The organism is Streptomyces sp. NPDC097981, assembly GCF_040302565.1.
Taxonomy (GTDB): domain Bacteria; phylum Actinomycetota; class Actinomycetes; order Streptomycetales; family Streptomycetaceae; genus Streptomyces.
This window is the reverse complement of record NZ_JBEORW010000009.1, coordinates 58,162-81,029: the sequence shown is the minus strand read 5'-3', so window position 1 is coordinate 81,029 and position 22,868 is coordinate 58,162. Positions and strand designations below refer to the sequence as shown.

General features: G+C 72.3%; 14 protein-coding genes and 1 pseudogene. 6 read left to right on the top strand and 9 right to left on the bottom strand.

Annotated elements, in window-relative coordinates; translation table 11 throughout:
• Positions 1 to 67: 67 nt before the first annotated feature.
• Positions 68 to 2,344, bottom strand: a complete 2,277-nt coding sequence (locus ABTY04_RS11365) for an MMPL family transporter (RefSeq protein WP_352213122.1) — start codon at positions 2,342 to 2,344, stop codon at positions 68 to 70.
• Between the two features lie 131 nt (positions 2,345 to 2,475).
• On the opposite strand from ABTY04_RS11365, the gene ABTY04_RS11360 reads away from it, so the two are divergent.
• The 3 genes from ABTY04_RS11360 to ABTY04_RS11350 all read left to right on the top strand — a co-directional run bounded on the left by ABTY04_RS11360 (position 2,476) and on the right by ABTY04_RS11350 (position 5,965).
• On the top strand, positions 2,476 to 3,144 hold the full coding sequence (locus tag ABTY04_RS11360; protein WP_352213121.1) for a TetR/AcrR family transcriptional regulator: 669 nt from the start codon (positions 2,476 to 2,478) through the stop codon (positions 3,142 to 3,144).
• Between the two features lie 163 nt (positions 3,145 to 3,307).
• On the top strand, positions 3,308 to 3,541 hold the full coding sequence (locus tag ABTY04_RS11355) for a heavy-metal-associated domain-containing protein (RefSeq protein ID WP_352213120.1): 234 nt from the start codon (positions 3,308 to 3,310) through the stop codon (positions 3,539 to 3,541).
• Between the two features lie 126 nt (positions 3,542 to 3,667).
• Positions 3,668 to 5,965, top strand: a complete 2,298-nt coding sequence (locus ABTY04_RS11350; RefSeq protein WP_352213119.1) for a heavy metal translocating P-type ATPase — start codon at positions 3,668 to 3,670, stop codon at positions 5,963 to 5,965.
• Between the two features lie 469 nt (positions 5,966 to 6,434).
• Here ABTY04_RS11350 and ABTY04_RS11345 read toward each other — a convergent pair whose 3' ends face one another.
• Both ABTY04_RS11345 and recD2 read right to left on the bottom strand, forming a co-directional pair.
• Positions 6,435 to 7,724, bottom strand: a complete 1,290-nt coding sequence (locus ABTY04_RS11345) for a citrate synthase (RefSeq protein WP_352213118.1) — start codon at positions 7,722 to 7,724, stop codon at positions 6,435 to 6,437.
• 182 nt (positions 7,725 to 7,906) lie between these two features.
• Entirely contained in the window at positions 7,907 to 10,150 is a 2,244-nt protein-coding gene (gene recD2 / locus ABTY04_RS11340) for an SF1B family DNA helicase RecD2 (protein WP_352213117.1), read from the bottom strand.
• A 282-nt stretch (positions 10,151 to 10,432) separates the two neighbouring features.
• Between recD2 and ABTY04_RS11335 the strand changes: the two are divergent.
• Positions 10,433 to 10,537, top strand: a pseudogene (locus ABTY04_RS11335) (MarR family transcriptional regulator); the annotation flags it as partial.
• Here ABTY04_RS11335 and ABTY04_RS11330 read toward each other — a convergent pair.
• Positions 10,488 to 11,441, bottom strand: coding sequence for an EamA family transporter (locus ABTY04_RS11330; protein WP_352213116.1), 954 nt, complete (start codon positions 11,439 to 11,441; stop codon positions 10,488 to 10,490). The pseudogene ABTY04_RS11335 and the gene ABTY04_RS11330 overlap by 50 nt on opposite strands.
• A 111-nt stretch (positions 11,442 to 11,552) precedes the next feature.
• On the opposite strand from ABTY04_RS11330, the gene ABTY04_RS11325 reads away from it, so the two are divergent.
• Both ABTY04_RS11325 and ABTY04_RS11320 read left to right on the top strand, forming a co-directional pair.
• Entirely contained in the window at positions 11,553 to 12,509 is a 957-nt protein-coding gene (locus ABTY04_RS11325) for a LysR family transcriptional regulator (RefSeq protein ID WP_352213115.1), read from the top strand.
• A 10-nt stretch (positions 12,510 to 12,519) separates the two neighbouring features.
• Positions 12,520 to 14,424: a glycoside hydrolase family 3 protein gene (locus ABTY04_RS11320; RefSeq protein WP_352213114.1), complete on the top strand. Its 1,905-nt coding sequence runs from the start codon at positions 12,520 to 12,522 to the stop codon at positions 14,422 to 14,424.
• A gap of 51 nt (positions 14,425 to 14,475) precedes the next feature.
• Here the strand turns inward: ABTY04_RS11320 and ABTY04_RS11315 are convergent, their stop codons facing one another.
• The 5 genes from ABTY04_RS11315 to ABTY04_RS11295 form a co-directional block, all read right to left on the bottom strand.
• Complete coding sequence (locus ABTY04_RS11315) at positions 14,476 to 15,909, bottom strand: S28 family serine protease (RefSeq protein WP_352213113.1); 1,434 nt, start codon at positions 15,907 to 15,909, stop codon at positions 14,476 to 14,478.
• A gap of 85 nt (positions 15,910 to 15,994) precedes the next feature.
• Entirely contained in the window at positions 15,995 to 16,396 is a 402-nt protein-coding gene (locus ABTY04_RS11310; RefSeq protein ID WP_352213112.1) for a hypothetical protein, read from the bottom strand.
• Positions 16,397 to 16,508: 112 nt separating this feature from the next.
• Positions 16,509 to 20,369 carry an ABC transporter ATP-binding protein gene (locus ABTY04_RS11305; protein ID WP_352213111.1) on the bottom strand — a complete coding sequence of 1,287 codons (3,861 nt, stop codon included), beginning with the start codon at positions 20,367 to 20,369 and terminating at the stop codon, positions 16,509 to 16,511.
• Positions 20,370 to 20,506: 137 nt separating this feature from the next.
• A complete protein-coding gene (locus tag ABTY04_RS11300) occupies positions 20,507 to 21,049 on the bottom strand; it encodes a GntR family transcriptional regulator (RefSeq protein WP_352213110.1) in 543 nt (180 codons plus the stop codon).
• Positions 21,050 to 21,165: 116 nt separating this feature from the next.
• Positions 21,166 to 22,851, bottom strand: coding sequence for a thiamine pyrophosphate-binding protein (locus ABTY04_RS11295; protein WP_352213109.1), 1,686 nt, complete (start codon positions 22,849 to 22,851; stop codon positions 21,166 to 21,168).
• Positions 22,852 to 22,868: the final 17 nt, after the last annotated feature.

Sequence of the window (22,868 nt, the reverse complement as noted above, 5' to 3'; positions counted from 1 at the left end):
ATCGCGGCCCCGGCTGCGGACGGGACCGCCGGGGCCCCGTCCGCAGGGGCTGACGCTGCCGCCCCGCCTACCGGCTGCCCGCCGGTATCCGGTCCGGCTCGGGCGCCTCTCCCGGCGCCTGCGCGACCGCTGCCGGCGCGGACTCCCCCTCGCTGAGCCCGAACCGCTCGTGCAGTCGCCGCAGCGGGCCCGGGGCCCACCAGGTGGCCTTCCCCGTCAGCTTCATGACCGCCGGCACCAGCAGGCTCCGTACGACCAGCGCGTCCATCAGCACGGCCAGTGCGATCCCGAGCCCCAGCATCTTGGTGTTGGTCACCCGCGAGCTGCCGATGGCCACCATCACCACCGCCAGGATCACGGCCGCCGCGGTGATCAGCCCGCCCGTGCGGACCAGTCCGGTGCGCACCGCCCCCTCGTGGTCCCCGGTCCGCTCGTACTCCTCCTTGATGCGGGATATGAGGAACACCCCGTAGTCCATGGAGAGCCCGAAGGCGATGCAGAACATCAGGACGGGCAGGTTGGTCTCGATGTCCCCGGTGGAGGTGAAGGAGAGCAGCCCGGAGAGGTGGCCGTCCTGGAAGACCCATACCACCGCCCCGAACATCGCCGTCAGGCTCAGCGCGTTGAGCAGGACCGCCTGGACGGGTATCAGCACGCTCCCGGTGAGCAGGAAGACCAGCAGCAGCGTGGCCAGGACCACCAGGATCAGAGCGGCCGGCAGTTTCTCGGCTATCGCCTTCTGGGAGTCGACGAGGACCGCCGCCTGTCCGGTCACCGAGGTGTCGAAGGGGGCTTGCACCTTGCGCACCTCCGCGACGAGGTCCTTGGCCTGCTGTCCCGCAGCCTCGCCGTCGGTGGCCACCGAGAAGTACGCGTACCCCGGCCGGGTCCCGGAGCTCACCGGCCCGTCCACCCGCACCCCGGGCAGCGCGGCAAGCCTGTCCCGGTACGCCGCGAGGTCGGCGGGGCCCGCCGCGCCCTCGGCCAGCACGGTCAGCCCGGCGCCGGGGCTGCCCGGGAAGCCGTCGCGGATCTGCTGCTGGACCAGGTGGGAGGAGGCGGTCTCCGGCAGCTGCCGGTCGTCCACCGTGCCGAACTTCACCCCGAGGAAGGGCACTCCGAGGAGCAGCAGCCCGGCCGTGGTGGCGATGGCGAACACCGGGGCCCGGAGCATCACCAGTCCGGTCGCCCTCGCCCAGCCCCGGCCGGCCTCGGGGGCCGCGCCCGGGGCCCCGGAGCCGGCTCCGGGCCGACTGCGCCGCCACAGCCGCCGCATGTCGAGGGAGTTGGCCCGCTCCCCGAGGAGCACCAGCGCCGCCGGCAGCAGGACCAGGGCGGCAGCCGCCGCGAGCAGGACCACCGCGACCCCGGCGTAGGCGAAGGAGCGCAGGAAGTACATCGGGAAGAACAGCATCGCGGAGAGCGAGACGGCCACGGTCATCGCCGAGAACAGCACCGTGCGCCCGGCGGTGCGCAGGGTGGCCCCCACGGCCGCCGCCGGATCCCGCCCGGCGGCGAGCTCCTCGCGGAACCTCCGCACGATGAACAGGGCGTAGTCGATGGCGAGTCCGAGGCCGAGCGCGGTGGTCAGGTTCTGCGCGAAGACGGAGACGTCGGTGAACTCGGTCAGGCCGCGCAGCACGGCATTGGTGCCGAGGATGGCGACGATGCCCACGCCCAGCGGCAGCAGCGCGGCGACGGCGCTGCCGAAGACGATGACGAGCAGGACGAGGGTCACCGGCAGGGCGATCGCCTCGGCGAGCAGCAGGTCCTCCTGGATGGTGGTGGTCACCTCCCGCTGGACGGCGACCGGCCCTCCGAGGGAGACGCCGACCGGCCCGTGCTCGCCCCGGTAGCGCGGGGCGATCCGCTCCAGCACCGCGGCGCGGGTCTTCTCGTCGCCGAGCACCCGGGCCGCGATCAGGGCCTGTCGGCCGTCCTCGGAGCGCAGCGCGGGCAGGTGCGTGCGCCAGTACGAGCCGACCCCGGCCACCCCCTGCTCGGAGGCGAGTTGCGCGGTCAGCCGCTCGGCCTCGGCGGCGACGGCCGGGGCGTCGACCCCGCCCGCTCCCGATCCCGCCGCCGACCCGGCGTCCACCAGCAGGAGCAGGTTGGGCTGGGAGCCCGGGAACTCGCGCTCCAGGACCTTGGCGGCGTAGGTGGACCGGGCGTCCGGGTCCTCCCAGCCACCGCTGCCCATCCGGTCGGCGACGCCGCCGCCCGCGAGGACGGCCAGTGCCGTGACCACGAGGGCGAGCAGCAGCGAGAGCCGCGGCCGGGCGGTGACGATCCGGGTCCACCGTCCGCCCTCCCCTGACGACGGCGGTTTTTTGACTTCGGACATGACTCGGTGTCCCCTTCACCGTGATTGCCAGGCCAACTAGACTGGCAAACACGAGCAGTCGCTCGCGTTTTCCAAGAATGCGAGCGCCTTCTCGCGTTTGTCAATCGCCCACAGGAAGCAAAGGGACGGGCATGCCGGAGAGGCCCCAGGACGAAACCGCCGAAAAGCCCCCGAAGGCTGCAAAGAAGGCCGCCGCACCTCGGCGCCAGGCTCGCGGCGAGCGCCGGATCGCCCAGCTCCTGGCGGCCGCTGCGAGCGTGTTCTGCCGTACCGGGTACGCCGCGGCCAGCACCAACGCCATCGCCCGCGAGGCCGAGGTCTCGCCGGGCACGCTCTACCAGTTCTTCCCGAACAAGGAAGCCATCGCCATCGAACTGGGCGGCCAGTTGCTCCGGCGCGCCCACGAGATGCACGGCCAGGTCTTCCTTCCCGAGAACCTGGACAAGCCCCTGCCCGAGCTGCTCGACGCCACACTGGACCCGGTCATCGCCTTCAACTGCGAGAACCCGGCCTTCTGGGCCCTCATGCACGGCTCAGGCATCCCCGGCATCACCCAGGAGCACGAGGAGTTGCACGCGGGACTGCTGGCCCGGGTCGAGGGGGTCCTGCGGAGCTTCTGCCCGGACAGCGCACCCGACGAGATCACCCACGTCTCCAACATGATCCTGGGCATCTTCAAGGCCTCGCTCGACCTGATCCTGGCGAGCGAGGGCGCCGAGCGGGCCGCGTACATCGCCGAGCTGAAGACCGTCCTGCTGCGCTACCTGGATCCGGTGATCACCGCGCCCCACCACCACTGACCCCCGCAGGGCGGCCACCCGCGGCGCATCCGGAACCGGCCGGAAGTGGCGGCGAACCCTCGCTTTGATACCCCCTAGGGGTATAGTCTCCAAGAGTCGGGGGGACGGCGGAGTGACACCGCCGCCCCCGGCGACCGGACACGCCCCTGAAGAGGAGAACGACATGACCGCCGAGACGGACACCCAGACCACCACCGTCTACCGGGTGACCGGCATGACCTGCGGCCACTGCGAGGGCGCGGTGACCGCCGAGATCTCCGCCCTGCCGGGCGTCGGCTCGGTCAAGGCCGTCGCCGCGACCGGCGAGGTCACCGTGGTCTCCGCCGCCCCGCTCGCCGACGAGGACGTCCGCGCCGCCGTGGACGAGGCCGGGTACGAGTTCGCCGGGCAGGCCTGAGCACCTCCCGATCGCCGCCACGCGCACGACCCGCAGCACTTCGCAGTACTTCGCTGTACCCCGCCGGGCCGTACCGGCCAGCTCATACTGGTTCCGTACGGCCCGGCCCTCCCCCTGGAGCCGGACATGAGCAGCAGCACCGTGCACGACGGGCCCATAGCGGCGGCCGACGCCGCCGAGGTCGAGCTGAGCATCGGCGGGATGACCTGTGCCTCCTGCGCCGCCCGCATCGAGAAGAAGCTGAACCGGATGGACGGGGTCACCGCCACGGTGAACTACGCCACCGAGAAGGCCCGCATCTCGTACGGCGGCGCGGTCCAGGTCGCCGACCTCATCGCGACGGTCGTCAAGACCGGGTACACCGCCGAGGAGCCCCCTCCGCCGGAACCGGAGCCGGAACCACAGGCCGGGCCGGCCGGGGCCGTGCGCGACCCCGAACTGGCCGCGCTGCGCCAGCGGCTGCTGGTCTCCGCCCTGCTGTCCCTCCCCGTCGTCCTGCTCGCGATGGTCCCGGCCCTCCAGTTCGACAACTGGCAGTGGCTCTCGCTGACCCTGGCCGCCCCCGTGGTCGTCTGGGGCGCCCTCCCCTTCCACAATGCCGCCTGGACCAATGCCCGGCACGGCGCCGCCACCATGGACACCCTGGTCTCGGTCGGCACGCTCGCCGCCTTCACCTGGTCGCTGTGGGCCCTGTTCTTCGGCCACGCCGGGATGCCGGGCATGCGGCACGGCTTCGACTTCGCCCCCGGAGCGGTGGCGACCGATGTCACCGCCCGTACGGACGGCTCCTCCTCGATCTACCTGGAGGTCGCCGCCGGCGTCGTCAGCTTCATCCTGCTCGGCCGCTATCTGGAGGCCCGCTCCAAGCGGAAGGCGGGCGCCGCCCTCAAAGCCCTGCTGGAGCTGGGCGCCAAGGAGGTCGCCGTGCTGCGCGGCGGCAGCGAGGTGCGCATCCCGGTGGCACAGCTCGCGGCCGGCGACCGGTTCGTCGTACGCCCGGGCGAGAAGATCGCCACCGACGGCACGGTCGTCGAAGGCGGCTCCGCCGTGGACGCCTCGATGCTGACCGGCGAGTCCGTCCCGGTCGAGGTCGGCGTGGGCGACTCCGTCACCGGGGCCACGGTCAACACCTCCGGCCGCCTCGTCGTCGAGGCCACCCGGATCGGCGCCGACACCCAGCTCGCCCGGATGGCCAGGCTCGTCGAGGAGGCGCAGAACGGCAAGGCCGAGGTGCAGCGCCTCGCCGACCGGATCTCCGGGGTCTTCGTGCCGGTCGTGCTGGTGCTGGCGCTCGGCACCTGGGTCACGTGGCTGCTGATCACCGACAACCCCACCGCCGCCTTCACCGCCGCCGTGGCCGTCCTGATCATCGCCTGCCCCTGCGCCCTGGGCCTGGCCACACCGACCGCGCTGATGGTCGGCACCGGGCGGGGCGCGCAGCTCGGCATCCTGATCAAGGGCCCCGAGGTGCTGGAGTCCACCCGCCGCGTCGACACGGTCGTGCTCGACAAGACGGGTACGGTCACCACCGGCCGGATGACCCTGTCCGGCGTGCACACCGCCGCCGGCACCGACGAGCACGAGCTGCTCCGCCTCGCGGGCTCGCTGGAGCACGCCTCCGAGCACCCGATCGCCCGGGCCATCGCCACCGGGGCGGCCGAGAGGGCCGGCTCCCTGCCCGCCCCCGAGTCCTTCGAGAACCTCGCGGGGCTCGGTGTCCAGGGCGTGGTGGCCGGACATGCCGTCCTGGTGGGCCGCGAGCAGCTGCTGGCCGACTGGTCGATCGACCTGCCCGCCGGCCTCGCCGAGGCCAAGGCGGCCGCCGAGGCGGCGGGCAGCACCGCCGTCCTGGTGGCCTGGGACGGGGCGGCCCGGGGGGTCCTGACCGTGGCCGACGCGGTCAAGGAGACCAGCGCCGAGGCGGTGTCCCGGCTGCGGGCGCTGGGCCTGACCCCGGTACTGCTGACCGGGGACAACAGGGCCGTGGCCGAGACGGTGGCCCGCGAGGTGGGCATCGAGGAGGTGATCGCCGAGGTGCTCCCGCAGGACAAGGTGGACGTCGTACGCCGGCTCCAGGCACAGGGCCGTACGGTCGCCATGGTGGGCGACGGGGTCAACGACGCGGCCGCGCTCGCCCAGGCGGACCTGGGCCTGGCGATGGGCACCGGAACCGACGCCGCGATCGAGGCGGGTGACCTGACCCTCGTACGGGGGGACCTGCGGGTGGCGGCGGACGCAATCCGGCTCTCCCGCCGGACGCTGGGCACCATCAAGGGCAACCTGTTCTGGGCCTTCGGCTACAACGTGGCGGCCCTGCCACTGGCGGCCGCCGGCCTGCTCAACCCTATGATTGCGGGGGCGGCGATGGCGTTCTCCTCCGTTTTCGTGGTGAGTAACAGCCTTCGGTTGCGATCTTTCCGCTAGTGTCTGTTCTCCCCACTCTGCGCACACTTCCTTCACAGGAGACGCAGATCACAGTGATGGCAACGTAACCATCCGGCACTGCAGTGGGTCTAATGGGGCGATGCCAGGAACGTCTTGGGGGACGTTCACGGGGGTCTTGGGGGACATCCGGGGCATCAGCCGGCCGGGACACGTGCTCAACGGGGTGCTTTGAGCGGCCCTCCCGACCCGTACGGGTCCCGGCAGACACCCCCTGGGGCGCACCGCGCGTGCGCTCCTCGCCGACACCCCGGCGCGGGTCCCGTGGGGGGAATCCGTTCCGGGGACAGGAAAGCGCCCCGACCGTCGACCCGTGGGGGGATCGACGGCGGGGCGCTTTTCGCTTGCCTGGGGGCCTCTTCGCCCGGCCGGAGGCCGCGGCCCGGCCCCGGGTCGGCGGGGCTCCGGTCAGCAGCCCCGGGTCAGCGGGGCTCCGGTCAGCGGGCTCGGGTCAGCGGGCCTCGACCGGGACGAAGTCGCGCAGGACCTCGCCGGTGTAGATCTGGCGCGGGCGGCCGATGCGGGAACCCGGCTCCTTGATCATCTCGTGCCACTGGGCGATCCAGCCGGGAAGGCGGCCGAGCGCGAAGAGCACGGTGAACATCTCGGTCGGGAAGCCCATGGCCCGGTAGATCAGACCGGTGTAGAAGTCCACGTTCGGGTAGAGGTTGCGCTCGACGAAGTACTCGTCGGCCAGCGCGTGCTCTTCCAGCTTGAGCGCGATGTCGAGCAGCTCGTCGCTCTTGCCGAGCGCCGAGAGGACGTCGTGCGCCGCCGCCTTGATGATCTTCGCCCGGGGGTCGAAGCTCTTGTAGACGCGGTGCCCGAAGCCCATGAGGCGGACACCGTCTTCCTTGTTCTTCACCTTGCGGATGAAGGCGTCGACGTCGCCGCCGTCGTTCTTGATGCCTTCGAGCATCTCCAGGACGGACTGGTTGGCGCCACCGTGCAGCGGACCCCACAGGGCCGAGATGCCGGCGGAGATCGAGGCGAACATGTTCGCCTGCGAGGAGCCGACCAGGCGCACGGTGGAGGTCGAGCAGTTCTGCTCGTGGTCCGCGTGCAGGATCAGCAGCTTGTCGAGCGCCGAGACCACGACCGGGTCCAGGTCGTACTCCTGGGCCGGCACGGAGAAGGTCATGCGCAGGAAGTTCTCGACGTAGCCGAGGTCGTTGCGCGGGTAGACGACCGGGTGGCCGACCGACTTCTTGTACGCGTACGCCGCGATCGTCGGGAGCTTGGCCAGGAGTCGGATCGTCGAGAGGTGGCGCTGCTTCTCGTCGAAGGGGTTGTGGCTGTCCTGGTAGAACGTCGACAGCGCGCTGACCACGGAGGACAGCATCGCCATCGGGTGCGCGTCGCGCGGGAAGCCGTCGTAGAAGCGCTTGACGTCCTCGTGCAGCAGCGTGTGCTGGGTGATCTCGTTGCGGAACGACGCGAGCTGGTCGACGGTCGGCAGCTCACCGTTGATCAGCAGGTATGCGACCTCGATGAAGGTCGAACGCTCGGCCAGCTGCTCGATCGGGTAACCGCGGTAGCGCAGGATGCCCTGCTCACCGTCGAGGTAGGTGATCGCGGACTTGTAGGCGGCGGTGTTGCCGTAGCCGCTGTCCAAGGTGACGAGCCCGGTCTGGGCCCTCAGCTTCGAGATGTCGAAGCCCTGGTCACCGACGGTGCTGTCGACCACCGGGTAGGTGTATTCACCGTCCGCGTACCGGAGTACTACAGAGTTGTCGCTCACGTCATCCCTCACCGACGTAGTGCCTCTTCTTCGAGGTGCCCTGACTGCCTCTACCATCCCCCATTTGGCGCAGAAGAGTGCACTCGGGGTCGGCCTTTGGTCTTTCTGACGGCACTGAGTGCCGCCAACCTGCTCATCCTGCCCCCTCTGCGCCGGTGCGGGAACCCCAAATGATCGATCATCTAGGTGATGTTTCCCACCGGTATGCGTCCCGACAGCCTGGGCGCGACCGCCGTGTACCTCCTGCCTGCGGAAACGGTACGCACAGCCTGGCCGAGGGCCTTGCGGGACCCGACCAGCACGACGAGTTTCTTCGCCCGGGTCACCGCCGTGTAGAGCAAATTGCGCTGGAGCATCATCCAAGCGCCGGTGGTGACGGGGATCACCACGGCCGGATATTCGCTTCCCTGCGAACGGTGGATGGTGACGGCGTAGGCGTGCGCCAGCTCGTCCAGCTCGGTGAACTCGTACCCGACCTCCTCGTCCTCCTCGGTCCGCACCGTCAGTCGCTGTTCGTCCACGTCGAGGGCGGTGACCACGCCGACCGTGCCGTTGAAGACGCCATTGGCGCCCTTCTCGTAGTTGTTCCGGATCTGGGTGACCTTGTCGCCGACCCGGAAGACCCGGCCGCCGAACCGCTTCTCAGGCAGGTTCGGCCGGGCCGGCGTGATGGCCTGCTGGAGCAGGCCGTTGAGGTTCCCGGCGCCGGCCGGACCGCGGTGCATGGGTGCGAGCACCTGGATGTCGCGGCGCGGGTCCAGCCCGAACCTCGCCGGAATCCTGCGTGCGGCCACATCCACCGCGAGCCGCCCGGCCTCCTCGGTGTCCTCCTCCGGGAACAGGAAGAAGTCCGGCAGCCCGTCGGTGAGCGGCGGCAGACCGGTGTTGATCCGGTGGGCGTTGGTGACCACGCCCGACTGCTGGGCCTGCCGGAAGATCCGGGTCAGCCGGACCGCGGGCACCGGGCCGCCCTCGGCCAGCAGGTCCCGCAGCACCTCCCCGGCGCCGACCGAGGGCAGCTGGTCCACGTCCCCGACCAGCAGCAGGTGTGCACCCGGTGCCACCGCCTTGACCAGCTTGTTCGCCAGCAGCAGGTCCAGCATGGAGGCTTCGTCGACGACCACCAGGTCCGCGTCCAGCGGGCGCTCCCGGTCGTACGCCGCGTCCCCGCCCGGCTTGAGCTCCAGCAGCCGGTGCACGGTGGAGGCCTCGGCCCCGGTGAGCTCCGCGAGCCGCTTCGCGGCCCGGCCGGTGGGGGCGGCGAGCACGACCTTGGCCTTCTTGGCCCGGGCCAGCTCCACGATCGAGCGGACGGTGAAGGACTTCCCGCAGCCCGGCCCGCCGGTGAGGACGGCCACCCGCCGGGTCAGCGCCAGCCTGACCGCGTCCCGCTGCTCGGGGGCCAGCTCGGCCCCGGTGCGCCCGGCAAGCCAGCCGAGGGCCTTGTCCCAGTCCACGTCCTGGAAGCCCGGCATCCGGTCGTCCTCGGCGTTCAGGAGCCGCCGTACCTGCCCCACCAGCGACAGTTCGGCCCGGTGGAAGGGCACCAGGTACACGGCGGTCAGCGGCGGCCCGCCCTCCGGATCGGGCACGGGCTCCCGTACGACGCCCTCCGGATCGGCGGCGAGCTCGGCCAGGCATTCGATGACCAGCCCGGTGTCCACCTGGAGCAGCTTGACCCCGTCGGCGATCAGCCGCTCCTCGGGCAGGAAGCAGTGCCCCTGGTCGGTGGACTGGGACAGGGCGTACTGGAGGCCGGCCTTGACCCGCTCGGGGCTGTCGTGCGGAATGCCGACGGCCTGCGCGATCCGGTCGGCGGTGAGGAACCCGATGCCCCACACGTCGGCGGCGAGCCGGTACGGCTGGTTCTTGACCACCGAGATGGAGGCGTCGGCGTACTTCTTGTAGATCCGGACCGCGATGGAGGTGGAGACGCCGACGCCCTGGAGGAAGACCATGACCTCCTTGATCGCCTTCTGTTCCTCCCAGGCGGCACCGATCAGCTTGGTCCGCTTGGGGCCGAGTCCGGGCACCTCGATCAGCCGCTTCGGCTCCTCCTCGATGACGTCGAGGGTGTCGGTGCCGAAGTGCTCCACGATCCGGTCGGCGATCTTCGGGCCGATGCCCTTGATCAGGCCGGAGCCGAGATAGCGCCGTATGCCCTGGATGGTCGCGGGGAGGACGGTGCGGTAGTTCTCCACCGTGAACTGCTTGCCGTACTGGGGGTGGGATCCCCAGCGGCCCTCCATGCGCAGCGATTCGCCGGGCTGGGCCCCGAGCAGGGAGCCGACGACCGTGAGCAGGTCCCCGCTTCCACGGCCGGTGTCCACCCGGGCGACCGTGTACCCGCTCTCCTCGTTGGCATAGGTGATGCGTTCGAGCACCCCCTCGACCACCACCGGTTGCACCGCTCCGTTGCTTGCCATGGCACGAAGCTACCGTCCGGCGCCGACAGCCCGTCAGGCCTGTGGACAACCCGGGGAACCCAGAAGGGGGTCCGGCCTCTCGGCCGGACCCCCTCACGGTTACCCCTCCCGTGCCGGACTTCCCGATCCCCCCAGATCCCTCCCCGGAAGCACCGACGCAACATACGACCCGCTGCTCCGCCCCGCGGTTGCACACGGAATCGGAACTTTGCATTTCCATTGCCTGCCCGCCCTCCGGCGCCGATCCGAAGTGCCGGTGAATCACCGCAGAAGCGGCGTTCCCGGCAGGGGTTCACCCTGGTCGCCGAGCGCCCGCACCGCTCGTACGGCGTCGCGCTCACGGGGCAGGACTGGCGGCTGCCGCTGCAGGAGGACTCCCCGCACTGACCGGCGTGTCGGCGCGGTCCACGCCCTGCACCGCCGTACGGGTGCCCGCACGGGCGGGGGCCAGCGAGGTCATGCCCACCCCGCCGACCAGCAGCAGCGCCGCCACCCAGCGCAGTCCCGAGACGTCCTCGCCCAGGACCAGCGCCGCCGAGGACATCCCGAACACCGGCACCAGCAGGGAGAACGGCGCGACCGACGAGGCCGGGTAGCGCTTCAGCAGGTGGTTCCAGGCGCCGAACCCGAACACGGTGGACACCCAGGCGACGTACCCGATGACCGCGGCCCCGGACCAGTCCAGCCCGCGCAGCGCGGCCAGGTCCCGCTCGGGCCCCTCCAGCAGCAGCGAGAGCGCGAACAGCGGCAGCACCGGGACGGTGCACACCCAGACCATGAAGTTCAGCGCGTCGGGCGGGGACGCCTTGCGGGTCAGCACGTTGGACACGCCCCAGCAGGCGGCAGCCGCGACGACCAGGGTGAAGCCGAGCACCGGCCCGGAGGTGCCCCCGTCCACGGCGGCGACGGCGATCCCGGCGAGGGCCACCGCCATGCCGGCCATCCGGACCCGACCGGGCCGCTCGCGCAGCACGACGGAGGCCAGGACGGCGGTGAACACGGACTGCACCTGGAGCACGAGGGAGGACAGTCCGGCCGGCATCCCGGCGGCCATGCCGGTGAAGAGGAGGCCGAACTTGGCGACGCCGAGGGCCACTCCGACGGCGACGATCCACTTCCAGGCGGTCCTGGGCCGGCCGACGAAGAACACGGCGGGCAGCGCGGCGACGAGGAAGCGGAGGGCGGACAGGAGCAGCGGCGGGAAGTGGCCGAGACCGATCTCGATGACGACGAAGTTGAAGCCCCAGACGGCGGCGACGAGTACGGCGAGTGCAGTGTGAACGGGACGCATGGATCGAGCATCGACGCAGGGACCATGTAGCACCAGCGCGGATATCTTCCGGCATGGATGAAGCATTCCTTACGAGTGCCCTGCGGTCCGGCAGTGCCTACGATGGGCCGCATGCTCGACCTCTCCCGGCTGCGCGCCCTGCACGCCGTCTCCGTCCACGGCTCGGTCGCAGGCGCGGCAGCGGCCCTCGGGTACACCCCCTCCGCCGTGTCCCAGCAGATCGCCAAGCTGGAGCGGGAGACCCGGACCACACTGCTGGAGCGCCGCGGGCGAGGGGTCGCACTCACCGAGGAGGCCCGGCATCTCGCCGAGACCGCCCGGGAGTTGCTGGCGATCGTCGAGCGCGCCGAGACCACCCTGGAGGAGCGGCGCGGGCAGCCGAGCGGGCTGCTGACGGTGGCCGCATTCGCCTCGGCGGCGCGCGGCCTGCTGCCGGGAGTGCTGGCCGGCCTCGCGCGCCGGCATCCCGCGCTGGACGTACGCCTCACGGAGGTCGACCCCCACCTCTCGGTGGACCTGGTGGCCCGGGGCGTCACCGATCTGGCCGTGGCCCACGACTGGGACATCGCCCCGCTGCCGGCCCCGGACGGCATCGAGCAGGCGGTCATCGGCGACGACGCCTGTGACCTGGTGGTGCCGCGGGGCCACCCGTTCACGGAGCGGGCGGTCATCCAGAGGTCGGACCTCGGCGGCCAGCGCTGGGTCTGCCAGCCGCCCGGCCGGGTCTGCCACGACTGGCTGATGCGGACGCTGCGCACCGCCGGGTTCGAGCCCGACATCGTCCACGTGGCCGAGGAGAACCACACCATCGTCGCGCTGGTCGCGGCCGGGCTCGGGGTGGCCGTCGTACCCCGGCTGGGCACCGGGGCGCTGCCGCCGGGCGCGGTGGCCGTGCCGCTGGAACCGGTCCCCGTACGCAGGCTGTACGCCCTGTGGCGGACGGGGGCGGCCCGCCGGCCGGCGATCACCGAGACCGTACGGGCCCTCCAGGAGCACTGGGCGTACGCGGCACCCCTTCCGGGGGACCTCCCGAGTGTCCGCGAAGGCGGGGGCGCGGCCCGGCAGTAGGGTCCGGCGCGTGTCGTACCACGCCTCCCGCAGGTCTCTGCTCACCGCGGCCGCCATGGCCGCCGTCACGGCCGCCGGAGTGGCCTCGTACGCCGTGGACGGCGCCCCGGGCGGCGCCGGCGGCGAGCCGCGCCCCGACGACGCGCGCCCCGGCAGCCACCCGCCCGGCCCGGCGCCCGACCGGGCGGCGCTGCGCCGCCTGGTGGCCGGGATGAGCCTGGCCGAGAAGGTCGGGCAGCTCTTCGTGTCCCGCGCGTACGGCCATTCGGCGACCGACCCGGACCCGGCGGACGCCGAGCAGAACCTGAAGCTGTTCGGGGTGCGCACGGCCGCGGAGCTGGTCTCCCGCTACCACCTCGGCGGGATCGTCTACTTCTCCTGGGCCCACAACACCCGCGGCCCGCAGCAGATCGCCGAGCTGTCGGCCGCCCTCCAGCGGGCGGCCGCCGCGGCCCGTTCCGGCGTCCCGCTGCTGCTCTCCACCGACCAGGAGCACGGCGCGGTGGCGCGCATCGGCAAGCCCGCGACGCTGCTGCCCGGGGCGATGGCCCTGGGGGCGCGGCACGGCGCGGGCGGTACGGTCGCCGGCGCGAGCCCGGGCCCGGGCGCGGGCGCGGGCGCGGATCCCGACTCCGCGGCCACCGCCGACGCCCGGCGCGCCGCACGCATCGCGGGTGCCGAGCTGGCCGCGATGGGCATCCGGCAAGACTACGCGCCGGTGGCCGACGTGAACGTCAACCCGGCCAATCCGGTGATCGGCGTACGGTCCTTCGGCTCCGACCCGCAGGCGGTCGCGGCTCTGGTCGCCGCCCAGGTCCGCGGCTACCAGAGCGCCGGGGTGGCCGCCACCGCCAAGCACTTCCCCGGCCACGGGGACACGGAGACCGACAGCCACGTCGGGCTGCCGGTGATGCGGCACAGCCGGGCCCAGTGGGAGGAGCTGGACGAGCCGCCGTTCCGGGCGGCGGTGGAGGCGGGCGTGGACGCCGTCATGACGGCGCACATCGTCTTCCCCGCGCTCGACCCCTCGGGGGACCCGGCGACCCTCTCCCGGCCGATCGTGACCGGCATCCTGCGCGAACGCCTGGGCTTCAGGGGGGTGGTGGTCACCGACGCCCTCGACATGGCCGGGGTCCGCCAGAAGTACGGGGACGACCGGGTCCCGGTGCTGGCCCTGAAGGCGGGCTGCGACCAGCTGCTGAACCCGCCGGACCTGGGCCTCGCGTACCGCAGCGTGATCGCGGCCGTCGAGGCGGGCGAGCTGGCGCAGGACCGGATCGAGGAGTCGGTCCTGCGGATCCTGGAACTGAAGTCCCGCCGGGGCCTGTTCGACGCGGCGCACACCGCCGCCGGGCAGCTGGACGGGGTGGTGGGGATCCCTGCGCATCTGGCCGCCGCCGACGAGATCGCGGCCGGTACGACGACCCTGCTGGCCAATCCCGTGAAGCTGCTGCCGCTGGATGCGACGACCGGGCCCCGGGTGCTGGTCACCGGGACCGACCCGGCCTCCCCCAGCGGTACGACGGGACCCCCTACGGAGGTACTGGCCCGGGAGCTGACCGCCCTGGGCTGCGGGGCGAGTGCCGTACCGCCCGCCCGGGCGGTTGCCGCGGCTCCCGGCAACGCGGTGGTGCTGGTGTGCACGTACAACGTCCCGGAGGGGGACAGTCCGCAGCGCACGCTGGTCACGGAGCTGCTGGCCACCAAAGTGCCGGTGGTCGTGGTGGCGATCCGCAACCCGTACGACTCCGCCCGGCTGCCCGCGTGCGCGGCGGAGCTGGCGACGTACACCTGGACGGATGTGGAGATGCGGGCGGCGGCCCGGGTGGTCACCGGGGCGGTACGGCCCACGGGCCGCCTCCCGGTCCCGGTGCCGGGCCGCTACCCGCTGGGCCACGGGCTGGCGTACGACTAGCGCGCGTACGCCGGCCCGCGGCCCCGGGGTCCTGCCCCCGGTACCCGGGAGCTACGGCCGCAGCTGCGGCTCGCGCTCCTGGTCCTTCTGGTCGAGCTGCGTGTCGGGCTTCGCCAGCGGCGTCGCCCGGCCCGCGTCGGCGAGCGCGGCGGCCGGGGCGACCCCGGCCCACTGCAGGATCTTCTGCGTGGCCAGCGCCTTCTCGCCCTCCTGGAGCTTGGCGACGTTCGCCCCGTGGTTGGCGCCCGGCGCGATCATCACGTAGCTGTCGCGCACCCCGTAGCCGAGGTGGAACGGTTCGGCACCCCACGGGTCGTTCTGCCCGTACACGAACAGCATCCGGTCGGCGTTGTGCTTCACCCAGTTGTCGACGTCCGCCATGACCCCCGGCTGGAAGGTCATCGGGATGTCGCGGGGCACGAAGCTGCGCGGCGGCTGGTAGCCGTAGCGGCTCAGTCCCTTGAGGTGCGGCTGCTGGATGTCGGGCGAACCGAGCTGCGTACCCGCCTGGTAGTAGTACGGCGTGTAGGTCTCAAGGCCCTGGTCTGCGTAGGCCGAGAAGCCGGAGATCGTGTCGATCGAGTCCCAGATCTCCTGGTCGCTCGCGGTCGCGGCGGCCGGGATGGAGGGGCAGTCCGCCAGCAGGCTGTACTGCCAGAAGGCCCAGACGTAGTCGAGCACGACGGCCTCGTAGGCCTTGTCGAGGCTGCCGACGGTGGTGAAGGTCCAGCCGTTCTTGGCGGCGGCGGCCTCGTACTTGGCCTCCAGCGGCTCGCGGCGTACGAGCGCCTCGCGCTGCACCGCGTTCAGCTTGTCGCGGCACTCCTTGGTGCCGACCTTGGTGAAGAACCGGTCGTACGCCGAGTCCTCCTTGTTGACGACGTCGTTGGGTGCGACGTACGCGACGACACCGTCCATGTCACGCGGGTAGAAGCGCTCGTAGTACGTCGCCGTCATACCGCCCTTGCTGCCGCCCGTGGCGAGCCAGTTCTTCTTGTAGACCTTCTTCAGGGCGGTGAAGATGCGGTGCTGGTCGCTGGCGGCCTGCCAGATGTCCAGGTTCGCCCAGTTGGCCGGGTCGGGCCGGGAGGGCGTGAAGAATCGGTACTCCAGCGACACCTGGTTGCCGTCGACGATGGTCGTCGGCTCGCTGCGGCGCGGGTTGGTGTTGACGTTGTAGCCGGAGGTGTAGAAGACCGTGGGCCGGGAGACGTCCTTGTGCAGCAGGGTGAGTCGCTGCTTGAAGGTGCCCTTCGACGGGTTCCGGTGGTCGACCGGCTGCTCGTAGTTCAGTACGAAGAAGCGGTACCCGGGGTACGGCTTCTCCTCGATCAGACTCATCCCCGGAATCGCGAGGATCTCGTCCTTGATGTCCGTCGCGGCGGACGGCCCTGCGGCGGTGGCCGCCTGAGCCGTGAAGCCGGCTGCGCCCATGGTGCCGATCAGCACCACGAGCGACAGCAGCCAGCCGAGCGTCTTGCGCATTCACCCTCCCCTTGAGTTCACTTCGGTCGCCCGTGAACCTAGCGGGGTCAACGCGCCGCTGACCAGACCTAGTTGGGCCGCTCGTTCAGCACAGAATCCAGCCTGAGTCGACGGATCCGGCCTCGATGCTCCCCTTTACATACACGCAACGGCTGATCGCACCGACCGTAACAGGACCGGCATATCGGGTGAATGCTCCGGCGTCGCGGACCGGGACCCCGCCGCGCGGCTGGATGCTCACCGCCATCGCCCGGCGCCGACCCGGGTCGTGGGCCACCGTGACCGCACAGGCCTGCGTACGGCTCTTGTAGATGCGCACCTCGCCCGTGGGCAGCGGCAGCGCCTTGACCAGGGCGCCCCCGCAGCCGCCGGTCGCCGCCTGGGCCGCCGGCGCCGCGAGCAGGCCGCCGGCGCAGAGCAGCAGCCCCGCCGTGAACACCCTTGCCGACGCGGCCCCCCGGCCGCACCCCTTGCGTCCGAGCTGCACGCTGTCCCCCCGATCGTTCGTACGCGACACGTACGCACGTACGACGCGCAGGCCCCCCGGATGGTTGCGCAACGCAAGATCCGGGGGGGCCGGGGCAGTTCGGCGGCGCGGGCTACGCGGCGGCGGGCTCGTCCTCGCCGACGAAGGTCCGCCACAGCTCGGCGTACCGGCCGCCGCGGGCCACGAGTTCGGCGTGGGTGCCGTCCTCCACGACCCGGCCGCGGTCCATGACCACGACCCGGTCGGCGCGCGCGGCCGTGGTCAGCCGGTGCGCCACCACGAGGGTGGTGCGCTTGCCGGCCAGCCGGTCGGTGGCCTGGTTGACCTGGGCCTCGGTGGCCAGGTCGAGCGCGGCGGTGGCCTCGTCGAGGAGCAGCACGTCCGGGTCGACGAGTTCGGCGCGGGCCAGCGCGATCAGCTGGCGCTGCCCGGCCGAGAGGTTGCGGCCGCGCTCGGCGACGGTGTGCAGGTAGCCGCCGTCCAGGGTCGCGATCATGTCGTGCGCGCCGACCGCGCGGGCGGCCGCCTCCACCTCGGCGTCGCCCGCGTCGGGCCGCCCGTAGGCGATGGCGTCGCGGACCGTCCCCGGGAAGAGGTACGGCTCCTGGGGGACGACCCCGAGCCGGTGCCGGTACGCCGTCAGGTCGAGCTCCCGCAGATCGGCGCCGTCGGCGGTGACCCGGCCGGAGGTCGGGTCGTAGAACCGGGCCACCAGCTTGACCAGCGTGGACTTGCCGGCGCCGGTCTCGCCGACGAAGGCGACGGTCTGGCCGGCGGGTATTCGCAGGCTGATACCGGCCAGTGCCTCGCCCTTCTCGCCGCGCTCCTCGGCCGTGCCGTAGGCGAACCGCACGTCCTCGAAAGCGATCTCGCCGCGCAGCTCCGGGACCTCGCGCGGCTCGGCGGGGCGGGGGGTGGTGGTGGGTTCGCGCAGCAGCCCCTGGATCCGGCCGAGGGAGACGGTGGCCTGCTGGTAGCCGTCGAAGACCTGGGAGAGCTGCTGGACGGGGGCGAAGAACAGGTCGATGTAGAGGAGGTACGCCACCAGCGCGCCGGTGGTGAGGGTGTGGGCCTCGACCCGGCCGGCGCCGACGATCAGCACGGCGGCCGCAGCCCCCGAGGACAGCAGCTGCACGAAGGGGAAGTAGACGGATATCAGCCACTGGCCGCGCACCCGGGCCTCGCGGTACGAGTCGCTGCGCTCCGCGAACCGGACGGCCCCGGCGTGCTCGCGGCGGAAGGCCTGGACGATGCGCAGCCCGGAGACGGACTCCTGGAGGTCGGCGTTGACCAGGCTGACCCGGTCGCGGGCGAGCTCGTACGCGGCGACCGACTTGCGGCGGAAGACGATCGTGCCGAGGACCAGCAGGGGGAGCGTGGCGAAGACGATCAGCGCGAGCTCGACGTCGAGGACGAGCAGGGCGACCAGGATGCCGAAGAAGGTGAAGACGGAGACGACGGCGGTGACGAGCCCGGTCTGCAGGAAGGTGGAGAGGGCGTCCACGTCGGTGGTCATCCGGGTCATGATCTTGCCGGTCAGCTCGCGCTCGTAGTAGTCGAGGCCGAGGCGCTGGAGCTGGGCGAAGATCTTGACGCGCAGGGCGTACAGGACGCGCTCGCCGGTGCGCCCGGTCATCCGGGTCTCGGCGAACTGGGCGGCCCACTGGGCGATGACGACGGCGAGAGCGAGGCCGGCGGCCACCCAGACGGCGCCGAGTGCGGCCTGCTCGACGCCCTTGTCGATGCCGTGCCGGATCAGGACGGGGAGCAGCAGCCCGGAGCCCGCGTCGACGGCGACGAGGCCGAGGCTGACGGCGAGCGGCGCCCAGAAGCCGCGGAGAAGCCGGCGCAGATTGTAGCTCTTCTCGGCGTCCGCGGCGCGGGTCTCGTCCACGGCGGGCTCGTCGTCGGCGGGCGGCAGCGCGGCCACCTGCGCGAGCAGTTCGGGGGTGGCTGGGGGTCCCCCCGGCGGTAGCTGGGGGAGCATGCCGGCCACGGCGCCTGCCATGGAGTGCCCGGCTCCGGGCGTGGCGGCTGCGGCGGCGGGGGTCGCGGCGGGCTCCGTTTCGTCCTGGCGGCGCCAGAGCTCGGGGGTCACTCCGTCGACGACCCGCCGCTTCGCGTTGACCGGCTCGGAGTCGATCTCGGCTTCGAGTTCGATGTCCCGTTCGAGGTCCCGCTCGAACTCGGCCATCGCGGGCGCGTCGGTGGTACGCGGCGAGGCGGCACCGAGCGCGTCCGGATCGGTGAGCAGGCGCCGGTAAAGGGGCGACCTGTGTTCCAGCTCCTCGTGCGTGCCGATGTCGGAGAGCCGGCCGCGGTCGAGTACGGCGATCCGGTCGGCCAGCGCGAGCGTGGAGCGGCGGTGCGCGATGAGGAGGGTGGTGCGGCCGGCCATGACGGAGCGCAGCGCCTCGTGGATCTCGTGCTCGACGCGGGCGTCCACGGCGGAGGTGGCGTCGTCGAGGAGCAGCAGCCGGGGGTCGGTGAGGATGGCGCGGGCGAGCGCGATGCGCTGGCGCTGGCCGCCGGAGAGGGTGAGCCCCTGCTCGCCGACCTTGGTGTCGTACCCGGCGGGCAGGGCCTGGATGAACCCCTCGGCCTGGGCGGCGCGGGCGGCGGCCTCGATCTGCGCACCGGTGGCCTCGGGGCGGCCGTAGGCGATGTTGGCGCGGATGGTGTCGGAGAAGAGGAAGGAGTCCTCCGGCACGAGCCCGATGGCGGCGCGCAGGGAGTCGTACGTCAGCTCGCGCACGTCGTGCCCGCCGACGCGGACGGCGCCGCGGTCGGCGTCGTAGAAGCGGGGCAGGAGGAGCGAGACGGTGGACTTGCCGGAGCCGGAGGACCCGACGACGGCGACGGTCTCGCCCTCGGCGACGGAGAGCGAGAACCCGTCCAGGACGGGCCGCGCGGGGTCGTACCCGAAGACGACGTCGTCAAACTCGACGGTGGCGGGGGCGTCGGCGGGCAGCTCGTGCGTGCCCTCTTCGATGGCGGGCTCGGTGTCGATGAGCTCGAAGACCCGCTCGACGCCGGCGCGGGCCTGCTGGCCGACGGTGAGGACCATGGCGAGCATGCGGACGGGGCCGACGAGCTGCGCGAGGTAGGTGGAGAAGGCCACGAAGGTGCCCAGGGTGACCTGCCCCTTGGTGGCCATCCAGCCGCCGAGGGCCAGCATCGCGACCTGCCCGAGGGCGGGTACGGCCTGGAGGGCGGGGGTGTAGCGGGAGTTGAGCCGGATGGTCCGCATCCGCCCGGCGAACAGCCGCCGCCCGGCCTCGCGCAGCTTGCCGGTCTCCTGGTCCTCCTGGCCGAAGCCCTTGACGACGCGGACGCCGGTGACGGCCCCGTCGACGACGGTGGCGATGGCGGCGGCCTGGCCCTGGGCCCACCAGGTGGCGGGAAAGAGCTTCTTGCGGCTGCGCTTGGCGATGAACCAGAGGGCCGGGGCCATGAGGAGCGCGACGAGGGTCAGCAGCGGGGACAGCCACAGCATGATGCCGAGGGATATCCCGAAGAGGAGGAAGTTCCCGATGGTCATCGGGAGCATGAAGAGCAGGCCCTGGATGAGCTGGAGGTCGCTGGTGGCCCGTCCGACGACCTGTCCTGTGGACAGCTCGTCCTGGCGGCGCCCGTCGAGGCGGGCGATGGTGTCGTACATGTCGGTACGCAGGTCGTGCTGGACGTCGAGCGCGAGCCGCCCGCCGTAGTACCGGCGTATGTACGTCAGGACGTACACGAGGACCGCGGCGCCTATGAGGAGTCCGGCCCACATGCCCATGGGCTTGCTGTGGTCGCCGATGACGTCGTCGATGATGACCCTGGTGACCAGCGGCACGAGGGCCATGACGGCCATGCCGGCCAGTGAGGACCCGAGGGCGAGCAGCACGTTGAGCCTGTACCGCCAGGTGTAGGCGGCGAGCCTCCTGGCCCAGCCCTGTTTCTCTCCTGCCGCCGTCGCTGCCGCCGCCACGTGGTGCCTCCCCGTTCGTCCTGTCCTGCCGCCTCCCCCAACGCGCCGACCGGCGGATTTCATCCCGCTGCAACAATCGCACCGCGGTGGGGGGCCTGCGCGGGGGCGGGGCCGTACGGGGGACGGGGCTCCGCTCGTCAGGAGGCGTCGAACTCGTACTCCAGTGCGTGGGCGGAGGCGTCGAGGACCATCTCGTCGACCTCGACCGCCCGCCCGTCGTCGGTGAAGGCGGTACGGCGGACCAGCACCACCGGGGTCCCGGCCGCCAGGCCGAGCCGGTCGGCCTCCTCCGGGGACGGCATCCGCGCGCGGATCTCCTCACGGAAGCGGGCCGGCCCGAGGCCGAGCTCGTCGAGGCGGGCGTGGATCCCGCCGGGGCCGGAGTCCGGCTCGGTGACGGGCGTACCGGCGACGAGGGCGGCGTCGAGGTAGGAGGTGGCGAGCAGGACGGGCCTCCCGTCGAGCAGGTACCTGCGGCGGCGGACGCAGGCCGGGGCGCCCTCGGCGAGGCCCAGCGCGGCCGCGACGTCCGCCGGCGCGGCCTCGTCCCCGACGGAGAGGGAGTCGACGGCGGCCTCCCGGCCCTCGGCCCCGGCGCCCCGCTCGTCGGCGGCGGGCCACTGGATCCCGCGCCGCCGGATCGGAGGGAACTCCTGCTCGATGGCGTCGTCACCTGACATGCGCACCCCTCTGTCCGGTTGAAGGGCCCGCCCGGGAGCGCCCGTTCCTCCGGGCGATCGACGAGCGAGCGGGCCGAGAACATGGTGCATAGGGGGCGAACCGGCGGCAAGCACCGCTAGAGGTGGGTCGGGGCGAACATCTTCAGGGTGGCCGGGAGGAGGAGGACGGAGGGGCCCGGGGCGGCGAGAGAAGCGGCCAGGTCCTCGCGGAGGGTTTCCGGGGTGGTCGTGGCCGCCGGGACGCCGAAGGACTGCGCCAGGGCGACGAAGTCCGGGCGGGTAAGTTCCGTGCCCGTCGTACGCCCGTCGAAGGAATCCGCCATGTACTCGCGCAGGATGCCGTAACCGCCGTCGTCCACGATCAGCCAGGTGACGTCAAGGCCGTGCTGCTTCGCCGTCGCCAGGTCGGCGATCGAGTACATCGCGCCGCCGTCGCCCGAGACCGCCAGGACCGGGGTGCCCGGCTCCGCGATGCACGCGCCGAGGGCCGCGGGGAATGCGTAGCCGAGGCCGCCCGCGCCCTGCGCCGAGTGCATCGTGTTGGGGTGCTTGGCGTCGAACGCCGACCAGGCCCAGTAGGACAGGATCGTCATGTCCCAGAAGGACGGGGAGCGGGCGGGGAGGGCCGCGCGGATCGAGGTGAGGAGCTGCCGCTCCAGTGCCACGTCCTGGCCGGCGAGGCGGGTGGCGATCTCCGAGAGGACCAGGCGGACGCGTGCCGGCGCGTCCGGGTCCTCGCGCTCGGCCACGGTCTCCAGCAGGGCCTGCAGGGCGAGGCGGGCGTCCGCGTGGATGCCGAGGGCCGTGTGGTTGGACTCCAGCTTGCCGAGGTCCGCCTCGATCTGGACGACCCGGCCCTCAGGGAAGAACGTGTGGTAGTTCGAGGACAGTTCGCCGAGGCCGGAGCCCACGACGAGGAGTACGTCCGCGTCCTCCAGGAAGTCCGTCATGTGGCGGTCCTCCAGCCAGGACTGGAGGGACAGCGGGTGGGTCCACGGGAAGGCGCCCTTGCCGCCGAACGTGGTGACCACCGGGGCGTTCAGCCGCTCGGCCAGCTGCCGCAGCTTGCCCGCCGCGTCCGAGCGGATCACCCCGCCGCCGGCGATGATCACCGGGCGGGAGGCCCTCCCCAGCCAGTGCGCCGCGAGAGCGGTGAGCTCGGGGCGCGGGGCGAGCTCGTGAGGGGTCGCGTCCACGCCCGTCACCTGTGGGATGTGGGTGTCCGCGCGCAGGACGTCCTCGGGGATCTCCACCCACACCGGGCCGTGCGGGGCCGTCAGCGCGGACTCCCAGGCTTCGGCGACGACCGACGGGATCTGGGACTGGGTGCGGGCCGTGTGGACCGACTTCACCACGTCGCGGAACGACGCCGCCTGGTCCCGCAGCTCGTGCAGGTGCCCGCGCCGGCCGCCGCCCAGGCCAGCCACCGGGACCTGCGAGGCGATGGCGAGGACCGGCGCCGATGCGGCGGCCGCCTCCGCCAGGGCCGGCAGGGCCATCAGCGCGCCGGGGCCCGTGGAGAGCAGCAGAGGGACCGCCTCGCCGGTGATCCGGCCGTACGCGTCCGCCGCGAAGGCGGCGTTGTTCTCCGTCCGCAGCCCGATCAGCCGCAGGTCCGAGCGCCCCACCGCATCGAAGATGCCGAGCGCGTGCTGCCCCGGCAGCCCGAACACGGTGGTGGCGCCCAGCGAACGCAGCGTCTCCACGACCAGGTCCCCGCCCGTCCGCCCCGGCGGCGGCGCGAGAGCCGCCGCCGTCTGGGCCTCGGTGGGACGGAGTACCAGGTCGTGGTCGTGCGTCACGTGCGCTTACTCGCCCT